General features: G+C 68.7%; 11 protein-coding genes. 3 read left to right on the top strand and 8 right to left on the bottom strand.

Annotated features, from left to right (window positions below; genetic code table 11):
- The first annotated feature begins 28 nt into the window (after positions 1-28).
- Positions 29-736 carry a transcriptional repressor LexA gene (gene lexA / locus PKE75_RS16015; protein ID WP_271169744.1) on the top strand — a complete coding sequence of 236 codons (708 nt, stop codon included), beginning with the start codon at positions 29-31 and terminating at the stop codon, positions 734-736.
- Here lexA and PKE75_RS16010 read toward each other — a convergent pair.
- Positions 730-3,039, bottom strand: a complete 2,310-nt coding sequence (locus tag PKE75_RS16010; RefSeq protein WP_271169743.1) for a ComEC/Rec2 family competence protein — start codon at positions 3,037-3,039, stop codon at positions 730-732. The genes lexA and PKE75_RS16010 overlap by 7 nt on opposite strands.
- Positions 3,040-3,139: 100 nt before the next feature.
- Between PKE75_RS16010 and gltX the strand changes: the two genes are divergently transcribed.
- Both gltX and gltA read left to right on the top strand, forming a co-directional pair.
- Positions 3,140-4,579 (top strand): glutamate--tRNA ligase, encoded by a 1,440-nt coding sequence (gltX, locus tag PKE75_RS16005; protein ID WP_271169742.1) that lies wholly within the window; start codon positions 3,140-3,142, stop codon positions 4,577-4,579.
- A gap of 163 nt (positions 4,580-4,742) precedes the next feature.
- Complete coding sequence (gltA, locus tag PKE75_RS16000) at positions 4,743-6,065, top strand: citrate synthase (protein WP_271169741.1); 1,323 nt, start codon at positions 4,743-4,745, stop codon at positions 6,063-6,065.
- Positions 6,066-6,129: 64 nt separating this feature from the next.
- Here the strand turns inward: gltA and fabZ are convergent, their stop codons facing one another.
- From fabZ to PKE75_RS15965, 7 genes are all read right to left on the bottom strand, one after another.
- Positions 6,130-6,609, bottom strand: a complete 480-nt coding sequence (gene fabZ, locus PKE75_RS15995; RefSeq protein ID WP_271169740.1) for a 3-hydroxyacyl-ACP dehydratase FabZ — start codon at positions 6,607-6,609, stop codon at positions 6,130-6,132.
- A 51-nt stretch (positions 6,610-6,660) separates the two neighbouring features.
- Positions 6,661-7,581, bottom strand: a complete 921-nt coding sequence (locus PKE75_RS15990) for a UDP-3-O-(3-hydroxymyristoyl)glucosamine N-acyltransferase (protein WP_271169739.1) — start codon at positions 7,579-7,581, stop codon at positions 6,661-6,663.
- Between the two features lie 96 nt (positions 7,582-7,677).
- Positions 7,678-10,131: an outer membrane protein assembly factor BamA gene (bamA, locus tag PKE75_RS15985; protein ID WP_271169859.1), complete on the bottom strand. Its 2,454-nt coding sequence runs from the start codon at positions 10,129-10,131 to the stop codon at positions 7,678-7,680.
- 184 nt (positions 10,132-10,315) lie between these two features.
- Positions 10,316-11,464 carry an RIP metalloprotease RseP gene (gene rseP / locus PKE75_RS15980; RefSeq protein ID WP_271169858.1) on the bottom strand — a complete coding sequence of 383 codons (1,149 nt, stop codon included), beginning with the start codon at positions 11,462-11,464 and terminating at the stop codon, positions 10,316-10,318.
- 63 nt (positions 11,465-11,527) lie between these two features.
- Positions 11,528-12,727, bottom strand: a complete 1,200-nt coding sequence (dxr, locus tag PKE75_RS15975) for a 1-deoxy-D-xylulose-5-phosphate reductoisomerase (RefSeq protein WP_271169738.1) — start codon at positions 12,725-12,727, stop codon at positions 11,528-11,530.
- Positions 12,721-13,575: a phosphatidate cytidylyltransferase gene (locus PKE75_RS15970; RefSeq protein ID WP_271169737.1), complete on the bottom strand. Its 855-nt coding sequence runs from the start codon at positions 13,573-13,575 to the stop codon at positions 12,721-12,723. The genes dxr and PKE75_RS15970 overlap by 7 nt, the downstream gene beginning before the upstream one ends.
- The gene (locus tag PKE75_RS15965; RefSeq protein WP_271169736.1) at positions 13,572-14,345 is read right to left on the bottom strand and encodes an isoprenyl transferase; all 774 of its coding nucleotides are present in this window, start codon (positions 14,343-14,345) and stop codon (positions 13,572-13,574) included. Before PKE75_RS15965 ends, PKE75_RS15970 begins: the two co-directional genes overlap by 4 nt.
- Positions 14,346-14,370 lie beyond the last annotated feature (25 nt).

Below are 14,370 nucleotides of genomic sequence, written 5' to 3'. Positions count from 1 at the left end.
TTTGTTTTGATTCAGCGCGGACCCGGCCATGTTGACCCGCAAGCAGTATGAGCTCCTGCGCTTCATTCATGAGCGGCTGAAGGAGAGCGGCGTTCCGCCTTCCTTCGAGGAGATGAAGGACGCTCTGGGCCTTCAATCCAAGTCGGGAGTCCACCGTCTGATCATGGCGCTCGAGGAGCGCGGCTTCATCCGGCGCCTGCCGAACCGGGCCCGAGCGCTGGAGGTCGTCAAGATGCCTGAGGCCGCGGCGCCGCCGGTGACGCGCCCCACCGGCCGGTTCGCGCCGAACGTGATCGAAGGCAGCCTCGGACGAGTGCGGCCCGTAAGCGGACGCGACGACGAGGACGAGAATCGCTCGGTGATGGTGCCGGTGATGGGCCGGATCGCCGCCGGCGTGCCGATCTCGGCGATCCAGACCCGGAGCCACTCGATCGCGGTCTCCCCGGACATCCTGTCGACCGGAGAGCACTTCGCGCTGGAGGTTCGAGGCGACTCGATGATCGAGGCCGGCATCCTCGACGGCGATCTCGTGCTGATCCGCCGCCAGGACACGGCCGACAGCGGCGACATCGTCGTGGCGCTTGTCGACGAGGAGGAGGCGACGTTGAAGCGGCTGCGCAAGCGCGGCGCCTCCGTCGCGCTCGAGGCCGCTAATCCGGCCTATGAGACCCGCATCTTCGGCCCGGATCGCGTGGCGATCCAGGGTCGTCTCGTCGGGCTGATCCGCCGCTACTGATCCTCGACGCCGGGTTCGTCGTCCGGATCAGTCGGATCGACCGGCTGCTGCGCATCGGCCGAGGCTTGCCTCAGGCGTGGACTGAACGTCAGTCTTAGCGCTTGTTCGGGCGGGGCGATCGCGTTTGGCGGTCCAGTCCATGGCCGAAGACCGCCGGGATCGCGCGCGGCGGTCGCGCTGAACGAGGGTCCGTCGCGCGAGAGGCTGAGCGCGCCGGTGGCGGCGAGCGCGCGGCGGCCGACCACGGCCGTGGTCTCCGAGCAGGCCTCCGGCGGATCGAGCCGCGTGACGACGAGCACGGCGCGCTTGCAGTCCTCCTCCAGCGCGCGGGCGTCCCACGACAGGGCGACGATCCCGCCGCCGATCAGCGGAGCCGTGCAGCCGTATGCGTCGCAGCGCACGTCGCTCAGCGCGCCTTTGACCGGGGGCTCGGCGGCGTCGGCCGCGAACCACACCTTCGCCGCGAAGCTTCCGCCCGGCTGTCCCGCGCCGAGGAGCGCCAGTTCGCCGGTCGGCGATCGCACCGCCGCAAACCGGCCGGACGGGTCGATGACGACATCCGGACGCGACGGCCACGCAGCGAGACCGAGGGCCGCGGCCAACGCCGGCAAGGCCGCCCAGCGGAGCTTGGTTCTCCAAAGGCACAGCCAGGCGATGCCGAGAGCGAACAGCGCGAGCGACGTTTCGCCGAACGCCGTCACGTTGCGCTCGGAGCCCGGCCAGGAGGCGACGGTGTGAGAGATCGCAAGCACCGCACGCAGGCCGCCCCCCATCGCCCGCCAGAAGATCCCGTCGAGGCCGAGCGGCGCAAACAGCAGTCCGCCAAGCACCGACGGCATGACGACGAGCGCCATGATCGGCTCCGCCAGCGCGTTGCCTGCGATCGCATAGGGCGTGACCCGGTGGAAATGATAGGCGGCGAACGGCGCGGTCGCGAGGCCCGCGACCAGCGTCGTCATCAGAGCGAGCGTGACGGCGGTCGCGATTTTGCGTCTTACGCGCGCCACGGCGTTTGGCGGCGGCGGCGCAGGCTCGCGATCGCGCCGCGTCTCGAACCATGCGACGAGGCCGGCGACCGCTGCGAACGACATCTGGAAGCTCGGACCCAACATCGCCTCCGGCGTCAGCGCCAGCACGATGAGGGCGGCGAGCGCGAAGTTCCTCGGCGCGAGCGCCGGCCGGTTGATCATCACGGCGAGGAAGGCGATCGCGATCATCACATAGGATCGCTGGGTCGCGACCTCCGCGCCGGACAGCGCGAGGTAGAACGTCGCTCCGGCGAGCGCGACGGCGGCGGCGATCTGCTTGACCGGCCAGTTCAGGGCGGCGCGGGACGACAGCGCGAGAAGCGCCCGCGCCAGCCAGAACATCGTGCCCGCGACCAGCGCCATGTGAAGACCGGAGATCGACAGGATGTGGCTGAGCCCCGCGCCCCGCAGGTCGTCCTGCACGTCCTGCGGGATCGGGCCCTGCACGCCGGTGACGAGCGCCGCCGCGACCGCGCCCTCGGGACCCCCTATGGCGGTCGTAATCCGTTCCGTGAGGGAGGCGCGAAGGCGCTCCAGGGCAGCGGACATCGACGCCCGGAGGCCCATGTCGACGTCGGGACCGTGCGCCTTGATATCGCTCGCCCCAAGCCCCGTCGCGCCGACGCCCTGGAAGAAGGCGACGCGGGCGAAGTCGTAGCCGCCGGGCCGCACCGGACCCTCCGGCGGGCGCCAATACGCGGCGAGCGAGATGCGGTCGCCAACCGTGATCGGCGGTTTGAAGCCGATCGTGATGCGAGCCTTCGCCGGACGGCGTTCGACAGGGAGCGAACCCAGGCGCTCCAGGTCGATCGTGACGCGCCGCCAGCCGCGCGCTCGCGGCTCGATCGTGACGACGCGCCCGACCGCTTCGGCGCGCAGCGGAGCCGCAAGCGCCGGCGAGCCCATCCGGATCGTCGCAAGCTTGCCCGACAGAAAGCCCGCCGCTCCGAACAGCAGCGCAAGCGCCAGCCACGCCACGATGAAGCGCCGGCGCGCGAGCAGGCTCAGTGCGCCCGCCCCGATCGCCAGCGCTGTCGCCGCCCAGAGCGCAGGCTCGCGTGAAGCCGCGAAATAGGTCGCGACGCCCACGCCGAAGGCGACCGGGAGCCAAAGCGCGAAGCGACCAGCCTCCGCCTCCTCGGCAAGACGCGCGCTCAGCCAACCGAAGACCAGGGCGGTCCAAGATCCCGCGCCGCCGTCCGCCACGCGCGCGTCGTCGGGCAAGGCCGCGGCCTGCGCGCGCCTTCTCCGCTGCTGCTCCGGCGTCCCGGCCATGAGCGCGCCTTCCCCCCGCTTGGCCCCGCATGCTACACCCACGCGCCGCGTCGTCGAGCCGAACGCCGCCTTCCCCGATTTCCCAAGAGACTGAACGCCCGTGACCGAGACCGTCGTCACCCGCTTCGCGCCTTCGCCGACCGGCTTCCTGCACATCGGCGGCGCGCGCACGGCCCTGTTCAACTGGCTGCTCGCGCGCAGCCTCGGCGGCAAGATGCTGCTGAGGATCGAGGACACCGACCGGGCGCGCTCCACGGACGCCGCGATCGACGCCATTCTCGACGGGCTGAAGTGGCTCGGACTGGACTGGGACGGCGACGCCGTCTTTCAGTTCGCGCGCGCCGACCGCCACCGGCAGGTGGTGGACCAGATGCTCGCCAGCGGCCGCGCCTACCCCTGCTACGCCACCCAGGCCGAGCTCGAGGAGATGCGATCGACCGCGCAGGCCGAGGGCCGGCCGCCGCGCTATGACGGCCGCTGGCGCGACCGCCCGGAGAGCGAGCGCCCGACGGACCGCTCGCCCGCCATCCGACTGAAGGCGCCGACCGAGGGCGAGACGGTCGTCGACGATCTCGTTCAGGGCCGCGTCGTGATTCCGAACAAGGATCTCGACGATCTCGTGCTGCTGCGCTCGGACGGCACGCCGACCTACATGCTCGCCGTCGTCGTCGACGATCACGACATGGACGTCACCCACGTGGTGCGCGGCGTCGACCATCTCACCAACGCCGCCCGCCAGACGCAGATCTACCAGGCGCTCGGCTGGGTCGTGCCGAAGATGGCGCACATCCCGCTGATCCACGGTCCCGACGGCGCCAAGCTCTCCAAGCGCCATGGCGCCCTCGGCGTCGAGGCCTATCGCGAGATGGGCTACCTGCCGGCGGCGCTGCGCAACTATCTCGCCCGCCTGGGCTGGAGCCACGGCGACGACGAGATCTTTTCGAGCGAGCAGGCGATCGAGTGGTTCAAGATCGGCGACGTCGGGCGTTCCGCGGCGCGCTTCGATGAGGCCAAGCTGCAGAATCTCAACGGTCACTACATGCGCGCCACGCCCGACCACGAGCTGATGGCGGCCTTGCGGCAGGCGCTGCCCTATCTTCCGGGCGGCCCGGCCGCTGCGGAGCGTCTGGAGGCGACCGGCCGCTGGCCGGCGCTCGAGAGCGCGCTGCCCGGTCTCAAAGAACGCGCGAAGACGCTGGTCGAGCTGCTCGACGGCGCCCGGTTCCTGCTTGACGAGCGGCCGCTGGCCGTCGAGCCCGCGGCGCAGGCTCTGCTCACTCCCGAGGCCCGCGCTCTGCTGGCGACCCTCGGGTCGCGTCTGGCTGCGCTTGATCCGTGGACCGCGGCGGGCGCCGAGGAGATCGTGCGGAGCGTCGCGGACGAATCTGGCGTCAAGCTGGGGGCCGTCGCCCAGCCGCTCCGGGTCGCCCTGACCGGCCGGAAGACGTCTCCTGGCATCTTCGACGTTCTCGTGGCGCTTGGCCGCGAGGAGAGCATCGGGCGTATCGCGGATCAGACGCCCGCCCCGGCCGCCGGCTGAAGCGCTCCCTTGCGCGGTCGTTTGACAGCGCTAATTCGCACTGCAACAAAAGCGGAACCGCGCCCACCGCGCCGGTCTGCGTCCCGCTGCTCGCCCCAGAGCCAAAGGACCATATCTCCTACGCGGCGCGACGAGGCTGTTTCCAGCAGAAGGGGCATGGCGCATGACGACCAGCACGGCCAAGATCCAGCAGGATGATCCGAACGTCGGACGGCTCAGCGTAGGAGGCGCGGACCTCGATCTCGCGATCCGCCATGGCTCCGTCGGCCCCTCGGTGCTCGACGTCCAGACCCTTTACAAGAACACCGGCCTGTTCACCTACGACCCCGGCTTCACCTCGACCGCGAGCTGCGAGTCGAAGATCACGTACATCGACGGCGACGAGGGCGTCCTTCTCTACCGCGGCTACCCGATCGACCAGCTCGCGGAGAACGGCGACTTCCTCGAGACCTGCTACCTCCTGCTGTTCGGAGAGCTGCCGACGTCGGCGCAGAAGGCCGATTTCGACCATCAGGTCACGCGCCACACCATGGTGCACGAGCAGATGTCGCGCTTCTACAGCGGCTTCCGCCGCGACGCGCACCCGATGGCGGTGATGTGCGGCGTCGTCGGCGCGCTGTCGGCCTTCTATCACGACTCGACCGACATCACGGACCCCGAGCAGCGGCTGATCGCGTCGATCCGCATGGTCGCGAAGACCCCGACGCTCGCCGCCATGGCCTACAAATATTCGATCGGCCAGCCGTTCATCTACCCGCAGAACTCGCTCGATTTCTCGGCGAACTTCCTGAACATGTGCTTCGCCGTGCCGTGCGAGGAGTACAAGGTCAACCCGGTGCTGTCGCGCGCCATGGACCGCATCTTCATCCTGCACGCCGACCACGAGCAGAACGCCTCGACCTCTACGGTGCGGCTCGCCGGCTCGTCTGGCGCCAATCCCTTCGCCTGTATCGCGGCGGGCATCGCCTGCCTCTGGGGACCCGCCCACGGGGGCGCGAACGAGGCGGCGCTGAAGATGCTCGCCGAGATCGGAACGCCCGACAAGGTCGACGCCTACGTCAAGAAGGCGAAGGACAAGAACGATCCGTTCCGGCTGATGGGCTTCGGCCACCGGGTCTATAAAAACTACGACCCGCGCGCCAAGATCATGCAGAAGACCTGCCACGAGGTCCTCGGCGAACTCGGCATCCAGGACGACCCGCTGCTCGACGTCGCGATGGAGCTCGAGAAGATCGCGCTCAAGGACGACTACTTCATCGAGAAGAAGCTCTATCCGAACATCGACTTCTATTCGGGCATCACGCTGAAGGCGATGGGCTTCCCGACCGAGATGTTCACGGTGCTGTTCGCTCTCGCGCGCACCGTCGGCTGGATCGCGCAGTGGAAGGAGATGGTCGAGGACCCGTCGCAGAAGATCGGCCGTCCCCGCCAGCTCTACACCGGCGCCCCCGAGCGCGAATACATCCACATCGGCCAGCGGCGCTGACCGCAGGTCGGATGCGGGCGGCGGCCGCCCGCATCCGACCTAAAGAGCGCGCAGAGAAACGCCGTTATTTGTCGACCAGCATGGCCGAGATCTCGGCCTCGCAGACCAGCGCGCCGGCGACCTTCGCCTCGCCCCGGAACCACCACATGCTGGCGCGGTTGCGCAGCCGGGTCATGTGGTACTCGACCACGTCGCCGGGGACGACCGGCTTGCGGAACTTCACCTTGTCGATCGTCATGAAATAGACGATCCGCGGCGCGTTCGGATTGGTGCGCGACGCCACGCAGATCGCACCCGCCGTCTGGGCCATGCCCTCCACCAGCAGGACGCCCGGCATCACCGGAGCGCCGGGGAAGTGCCCCTGGAAGTGCGGCTCGTTGAACGTGACGTTCTTGATCCCGACGCCCGACCGGTCGCCGTCGATGTTGATGATGCGGTCCACCAGCAGGAAGGGATAACGGTGCGGCAGGTAGGACAGGATCGTCATGATATCGGCCGCGCCCAACGTGGTGGTGGGCGTGGTGAGGGGCGTCAGGTCATTCATGCTGCAATCTTCCTGGGGCGCGCGCGCCATGGGCCGCTCTGTGGCGGCCGCTCAGGCGCTCGGGGCGCGTCTCACGCCCGGGGCTGACATTACCGCGGCCGACCGACCGTCGGACCGGCCGAGCACCGAATAGTCCTTCAGTCGCGCGCCTTCCTCGATGACTGCGTCAGCGAAGATCACGCAATGGCGACCGATGACGACGTTTTGTCCGATATGGACGAGGTTGTCGATCTTTGCGGCTTCGCCGATCACAGTGTCGCGATCCGATCCGCGGTCGATTGTGGCGTTGGCGCCGATCTCGACGTCGTCCTGCACGATCGCTCGCCCGATCTGCGGCGCCGTGGGCAGGCGCTCGTGCGGCCGCAGCAGGCTGAGGCCGCCCTGCCCGATCCGGACGCCCTGCTGAATGGTCACGCGATCGCCGATCAGCGCATGGACGATCGAGGCGCCGGGGCCGACTGCAGCCCCGCGTCCGAGCCTGACGTCGGCGCCGATCACCGCATTGGCGCAGATGACCGCGCCCCGGCCGATTTCGGCGCGCGGGCCAATCACGGCGCCCGGATCGACCGAGACGTCGGGCTCGAGCCGCGCCTCGGGGTGGACGACGGCGCCGGGCGCGACGCCTGGACCGAAAATAGCCTGCGGACGGGCCGCAGCCGGATAGAGCGCCGCGGCGACGCGCGCAAAGGCCCCGAGCGGATCGGCCGTCACCAGCGCGACCGCGCCCGCGGGCGCATGGCCGGCGTGTTCGGGAGATAGAAGCAGCGCCCCGGCGCGGCTTTCGCCGAGCGTCACCGGCGGCGCGCCGTCGATGACCAAAGAGAGGTCCGACGGGCCGGCGCGTTCGATCGACGAAACGCCGCGGATGGCGAGGCCGGCGCCGTCGCGGCCGGCCGCCGTCGCGCCGGTCAGCTCAAGCAGTCGGTCGATGTCGAGCGGCTCCGGGCTGACGAAGAAACGCGGTTCGATCATAGCCTCCGCCGGGCTTCGCGCCCTCAATGCGAAACGGGCGGCGGATGATTCCGCCGCCCGTTTATGCAATCGATCCAGGACGTTAGACGGCCTGCTTCAGAAGCGAGTTCCGCCGGAGAACCGGAAGAACTGGGTCTCGTCGTACTTCTCCTTGGTGAGAACCTTGGCGAAGTCGAAGCGGATCGGTCCGAGCGGCGAATTCCAGAGGAGCGAGGCGCCGACCGAGGACCGGATTTTCTTGCTGTCCATGGCGTTGACCTCGATCTTGCTAGTCCCGCCGGCAAGATTCCCGGGCGCGCCGTCCCCGTTGCGTACGCCGCTGATGCTCCGGATGCCCTCGTAGTTGAACACCGTGCCTGCGTCGGCGAAGACAGCGCCCTTGAGCCCGATTTCCTTCGGAAGACCGAAGATCGGGAACTGGGCCTCTGCGGATGCGCCGAAATATGTCGTGCCGCCCAGCGGATCGTCGTTCGGGCTGCCCTTGAACGGGTTGATGCTGCCGTTCGCATATCTCGAGCGAACGTCGCGCGGGCCAAAGCCCTGGGGCTCGAAACCGCGAACGAGATCCGGGCCGCCGGGGAAGTGATCCAGCACGCGGAGGTCGTCGCTCCCGAACGCCTTCACGTGGCCGCCCTGAACGCGGAGCATGCCGATGACGTTATCGAGCACCAGCGGGTGATAGTAGCGTCCATCGAATGTGGCGCGGACGTATTTCGCGTCACCGCCGAGACCGGCCACGTCGCCCTTCAGTTCGGCGTAGAAGCCGAGCGTCGGATCAGCCGGGTTGTCGAGCGTGTTGTAGATCAGCGAAAGACCGGCGAGCGACGTGATCGTCTTGCCTTCGGCTTCGAAGATCGCCGCCGACGCACGGTCTTCGTTCACGTTGCCGTTCTTGTTGTAGATGTCACGATACCGGCCCGGGATCTTCAGATCCTGCTGATAGAGCTGGTAGCGGGTGCCGATCGTGAACTCTTCCGAGACCGGGAACCCGAAGCGGATGCCGCCGCCATAGGTGTCGACCTTGTAGGACGTGTAGTCGGTGTCGTCGCGGCGCTTCACATAGGCGTCGAAGCCCGCCGAGACGCGGTAGCCGAGGAAGTACGGCTCGGTGAAGGAGAAGTCGAAGCCCGACGCGTTCTGGCCGAACTGCGCGGCGATGCGCGCATACTGTCCGCGGCCGAGGAAGTTGCGCTCGCCGAGCGCCACTTCGCCGATGATGCCGTCCGAGGTCGAGTAGCCGCCGGCGACCGAGAACTCGCCGGTGGGCTGATCCTCGACGTCCACGTTGACGATGACGCGATCCGGCGACGAGCCGGGCTCGGTCGTGATCTTGACCGTCTTGAAGAAGCCCAGCGCCTTGATGCGCCGCTCCGCGCGGTCGATGAAGATCTGGTTGTAGGCGTCGCCTTCGCCGATATCGAATTCGCGGCGAACGACGTAGTCGCGCGTACGGGTGTTGCCGCGGATGTTGATGCGCTCGACATAGACCCGGGCGCCCTCCTCCACGACGTAGGTGAGCCCGATCGTGCGCTCCGAGAGGTTGCGGTCGCCGCGGGGACGGACCTGGGCGAAGGCGTAGCCGCGGGCGGCGAGTTCGAGCGACATCGCCTCGACGGATTTGTCGACGTCCTGGGCGCTGTAGATCGAGCCGGCGGAGGAGACGATCTTGCTCTTCAGCGTGGCGCCGTCGATCTCGGGAACGTTCGACTCCACGTTGATCGCGCCGAACCGGTACTGCTGGCCTTCCTCGACGGCGATCTTCAGCGTGAAGGCGTTCGTCGTCTTGTCGAGATCGGCGTTCGCCGAAATCACGCGGAAGTCGGCGTAACCATGGTTGAGGTAGAATTTGCGAAGGAGTTCGAGGTCGGCGTTGACCCGATCCGGGTCATAGACGTCGGACGTCTTGATCCAGCTCAGCCAGTTCGACTCGGTGGTCGTCATCTGGTCGCGCAGCGTGCCGTCTCCGAAGGCTTCGTTGCCCTCGAAGGTGATCGCCTGGATCTTGGTCTTGTCGCCCTCGTTGATCTCGAACACGAGGTCGACGCGGCCGTTCGGCTGGTTGATCGTCTTCGGCGTGACGGTCGCCTCGTAGCGGCCGGAGCGGCGATAGATTTCGGTGATGCGCTGGGCGTCCGACTGCACGACCGCCGGATTGAACGGCCCGCGCGACTTGGACTGGACCTCCGCGGTCAGCACAGCGTCCTTGACCTTCGAGTTGCCCTCGAAGGCCACTCGATTGATCACCTGGTTTTCGCTGACGGACACCACGATGCCGCCGCCGGAACGGGTGACGCGCACGTCGGAGAACAGCCCCGAGGCGTAGAGCCCCCGGATGCCCTCGTCGATCACGGGCTGGGTCAACGGACCGCGGCCGGTGAAGTAGGAGCGAACAGTCTCCGCATCGACGCGCTGGTTGCCGCGGACGGAAATGTTGCTCGCGCTCTGGGCGTTCGCTTCCGCCACGCCGAGGACGCTGACCCCGGCGCCCGCGACGAGGGCCTGCGCGGCCACCGATGAGGCAAGGGCAAGCCGCCCGAATACTCTAACCATACGCTTCATGGGCTGACGGACCCCCGTGCCGTATATCGCGCTCCCGCAACCGTTCAGAACGGTGTGACGCCGCGGGGCGACCCCGTCCGCTTCTATAGAAGTTTCAGCCACGTGCAAACTCGCTACTCAACGCACACGAGACGTTTGGGGCCCGCCGTTGCGGCGAGGCAACGCCACCGAAAATTCAGCCTAGCGCCGAAAGATGAATGATGTCGTTCCAGGTGGCGAAGATCATCAGCGCAAGCACAAGAGCCAGACCGATCCGCATGCCCATCTCCTGGACGCGGGCGCCGAGCGGCCGGCCCCGGAGCGCTTCGATCGCGTAAAAAAGAAGATGGCCGCCGTCGAGCATCGGAATCGGCACCAGGTTGAGCAGGCCGATCGAGACCGACAGAATCGCGGCGAGGTTCAGGAGGGCGACGAAGCCGAGGGTGGCGAAATCGCCCGAGGTTTTCGCGATCCGAATCGGGCCGCCGATCTGGTCGGTCGATTCCCGCCCCACCACCATGCGGCCGAGATAGTTCGCTGTGCGCGCGACCTGGAACCAGGTCTCCTGCGCGCCCGCCCCGATCGCCTGGAGGGGGCCGTAATGCTGGACCCTGACGTTCTGGGCGTTGGTCGAGCGCTTGATGCCGAGCAGACCGATCTTGAGCTTGTTGCCGAAGCCGTCTGAAATCTCCTTCAGTTTCGGCGTCGCCTGGAGATCGAGCTGCGTCCCTGCGCGCTCGACCGTCACGCGCAGCGTCCGGTCGGCGCTGGTCTCGACGATTCTCTGCATGTCGCCGAACGAGGCGATCTTCTCGCCGTCGATCGCGAGGACGAGGTCGCCCGGCGCGAATCCGGCGGCCGCCGCCGCGCTGCCAGGCTCGACCTCATCGACCATGGCGTCGGTCACCGGACGGCCCGCGATCAGGAAGATGCCGGCGAAGATCACGATGGCCAGCAGAAAATTGGCGATCGGGCCAGCCGCGACGATCGCGGCCCGGCTCGGCAGCGGCGCGAAGAAGAAGCTGCCGCGGCGCTCCTCCGGCCCCATCCGTTCGAGCGCGTCGACGTCGGGGGCGCTTGCGGCGTTCTCGTCTCCGGCGAAGCGCACATAGCCGCCGAGCGGAATCGCCGCGATCCGCCAGCGCGTGCCGCGTCTGTCGTCGAAGCCGAACAATTCGGGACCGAAGCCGAGCGAAAAGGCGAGCACCTTCACGCCCGTCCAGCGCGCGACCAGGAAATGTCCGAGCTCGTGAAAAAAGATCACCAGCGTGAGCACGAACAGGAACGGCAGGAGGTAGCCAAGCGTCGCGGACCCTGCGCCGACCATCTCGTTCAGAAACGACATCATGCCCTCGATCCAGCCCGGTTCGTCCCGCCCGGCAGAGGCGGGCGGCGTTCGCCAGCGCCGTTAGTGCGCCCGGAACTCGGCCTCTGGCAAGCGCTCAGAGGCGATCGCGCGGGCCTCCGAATCGAGCGCCAGCGCATCCTCGACGGTCGCCGGAGCGCGCGACAGCCCGATCGCCTCGGCCCGGTCGAGCGTTTCGGCCACGATCGCCGGGATGTCCCCGAAACCGATGCGGCGAGACAGGAAGAGCGCGACCGCGACCTCGTTCGCGGCGTTCAGCACCGTCGCCGCCCCATCGCCCGCGGCGAGCGCCTCACGGGCGAGCCGGAGCGCGGGAAACCGCTGGAGATCCGGGGCCTCGAAGGTGAGGGCGCCGATGCGCGCCAGATCGAGCCGAGCGGCGGGCGTCGAGATTCGCTTCGGAAAGCCGAGCGTGTGGGCGATCGGGACGCGCATGTCGGGCGACGCGAGTCCCGCCGTCACGGCGCCGTCCCGGAACGTGACAAGACCGTGGATCACGGACTGCGGATGCACCACGACGTCGAACCGGTTTTGCCCTATTGCAAAAAGGTGATGGGCTTCAATTAGTTCGAGGCCCTTGTTCATCAATGTCGCCGAATCGATCGTGATCTTCGCGCCCATCGACCACGTCGGGTGCTTGAGCGCGTCCTCGGGCCGCGCCGCCGCGATCCGCTCCGCGCTCCAGCTGCGGAACGGACCGCCCGACGCGGTCAGCGTCATCGTCTCGACCGCGTCGAGTCCCTGCCCCCCGAGCGCCTGAAGCAGCGCGTTGTGTTCGGAGTCCACCGGCAGAAGCGTCGCGCCGGCGCGGGCGACCTCTCTCATGAAGGCCACGCCCGCGCAGACCAGGCATTCCTTGTTCGCGAGCGCGATGACGCCGCCGCGGCGGACGGCCGCGATCGTCGGCGACAGGCCGGCCGCGCCCGAGATCGCGGCCATTGTCCAGTCGACGGGACGCGACGCCGCGTCGATCACGGCGCTTGGCCCCGCCGCGGCTTCCACGCCCGATCCTTCGAGCGCCCGAGCCAACGCGCCGCCCTTCGCCGCGTCGGCGACGACAGCCACCCGCGCTCCGAGCCGAACTGCGATCCCGGCGAGCGCATCGGCGTCGCCGCCGCCCACCACCGCCTCGACGTCGAACAGGTCGGCGTGGCGCTCGATGAGGTCGACGGTCGCCCGGCCGACGGAGCCGGTGGCGCCGAGCAGCGAGACGCGGCGCCTGGGCGCAGCGGCCGTCACCATCTCAGAAGGCCCTGCCCCGCCGCGTCGAAACCGCCGCGCGTCAGCCCGATGATCGCCGCCAGCGTCGCCGCGACCAGAAAGCCGTCGAGCCGATCCATCAGCCCGCCGTGGCCCGGGATAAGCTGGCTCGAATCCTTGGCCCCGAAGGCGCGCTTGGCGCCGGATTCGAACAGGTCGCCGAATTCCGACGCCACGGATGCCGCGAGCGAAACGATGGCGACCGGCAGTAGCGCCGCGACGCCGCCGCAGGCCGCGACCGCAGTTCCCGCAGCCGTTCCCGCGAGGGCGCCCCCGAAGGCGCCGGACCAGGTCTTGTTGGGAGAGATTCGCGGCGCGAGCTTCGGCCCCCCGAGGGCCCTGCCGGTGAAATAGGCGACGATGTCGGTCGCCCAGACCACGGCGAACAGCCAGAACACTGCGAGCAGGCCGTCGGCGGGGTCGCGGCGCAGGACGATCGCGCCAATGAAAACCGCCGCGCCGTAAGGCGCGCCAAAAACTGCGACCCAGGCAGGATATGCGGCGATCGCCGCGGCGGCCGCTCCGAAGCAAAGCACGGCGACCACCACCCAGGGATCGATCGAGAGAATCGAGGACAGGGCGACAAGCGCGCCCGCCGCGCCGAGCGTGACCGCGACGAGGCGGGCGGACCAGCGTCGCGCCCGCGGCTCGGAGGCTGCGAGCCACGCCCATTCAACGCCGACCGCGATCCCTGCCGCCGTCCAGAAGACCGCGAAGACAAGCCCGCCGAGCAACGCCGCCAGCAGAGCGGCGGCGATCATGACCACACCGGACACGACGCGGCGGCGAAGCTCGGCGGCCGCTCCCGGGGTCGGACGGATGTCCGTCACGCGCCCGCCCGGGCCGTCAGACCGCCATAGCGCCGCTGCCGCGCACGGAAGCTCGCGATCGCCTCTTCGAAAGCGCTCCGGTCGAAGTCGGGCCAGTGAAGCGGCAGGAATACGAACTCCGCATAGGCGCTTTGCCAAAGAAGAAAATTCGACAGCCGAAGCTCCCCGCTGGTGCGGATCACGAGGTCGGGGTCCGGGATGTCGGCGGTGTCGAGATGGTCGGCGACCAGGGCGGCGTCGACGTCCTGCGCCGTGATCTTGCCGGCCTGCGCGGCCTCGACGATCCGGCGCACCGCGGAGACGATCTCCTGGCGGCCGCCATAGTTGAACGCAACGACGAGCGTGAGGCCGGTGTTCGCCATGGTCAGCGTCTCGGCCTCCACGAGCAACGCGGCGATGTCGCGCGGCAGCCCGGCGCGCTCGCCGATCACGCGGACGCGGACGTTCTCACGGTGAAGCTCGGAGAGGTCGCGGCGGATGAAGATGCGCAGCAGGTTGAGAAGATCCGAGACCTCCTCGGCCGGGCGCGACCAATTCTCGGCCGAGAAGCTGTACAGAGTGAGGTACCGCACCCCGAGCTCGTAGGCGGCCTTCACGGCGCGCCGCAGAGCCTCCATTCCCCGCCGGTGCCCCTCGAGCCGCGGCAGCCCGCGCGCGGCGGCCCAGCGGCCATTGCCGTCCATGATGATCGCGACGTGTCGCGGAGGCGCGCCTTCGCCGGCGCCTCCGACGGCGCCGTCCGTCAGTCGTGTCGCGTTCGTCGACGGCATGGATGAGGCGCCCGGGCGAGAGTGC

Origin of the sequence: Hansschlegelia plantiphila (assembly GCF_027922265.1) — a bacterium.
GTDB classification, from domain to species: Bacteria; Pseudomonadota; Alphaproteobacteria; order Rhizobiales; family Methylopilaceae; genus Methylopila; species Methylopila plantiphila.
This window is presented reverse-complemented; position numbering and strand designations above follow the sequence as displayed.

Coding starts and splice junctions, on each gene's coding strand:
- gltA (WP_271169741.1), top strand. CDS start 4,743: ATGACGACCAGCACGGCCAAGATCCAGCAGGATGATCCGAACGTCGGA.
- dxr (WP_271169738.1), bottom strand. CDS start 12,727: ATGGTGACGGCCGCTGCGCCCAGGCGCCGCGTCTCGCTGCTCGGCGCC.
- PKE75_RS15965 (WP_271169736.1), bottom strand. CDS start 14,345: ATGCCGTCGACGAACGCGACACGACTGACGGACGGCGCCGTCGGAGGC.
- bamA (WP_271169859.1), bottom strand. CDS start 10,131: ATGGTTAGAGTATTCGGGCGGCTTGCCCTTGCCTCATCGGTGGCCGCG.
- PKE75_RS16010 (WP_271169743.1), bottom strand. CDS start 3,039: ATGGCCGGGACGCCGGAGCAGCAGCGGAGAAGGCGCGCGCAGGCCGCG.
- lexA (WP_271169744.1), top strand. CDS start 29: ATGTTGACCCGCAAGCAGTATGAGCTCCTGCGCTTCATTCATGAGCGG.
- fabZ (WP_271169740.1), bottom strand. CDS start 6,609: ATGAATGACCTGACGCCCCTCACCACGCCCACCACCACGTTGGGCGCG.
- rseP (WP_271169858.1), bottom strand. CDS start 11,464: ATGTCGTTTCTGAACGAGATGGTCGGCGCAGGGTCCGCGACGCTTGGC.
- PKE75_RS15990 (WP_271169739.1), bottom strand. CDS start 7,581: ATGATCGAACCGCGTTTCTTCGTCAGCCCGGAGCCGCTCGACATCGAC.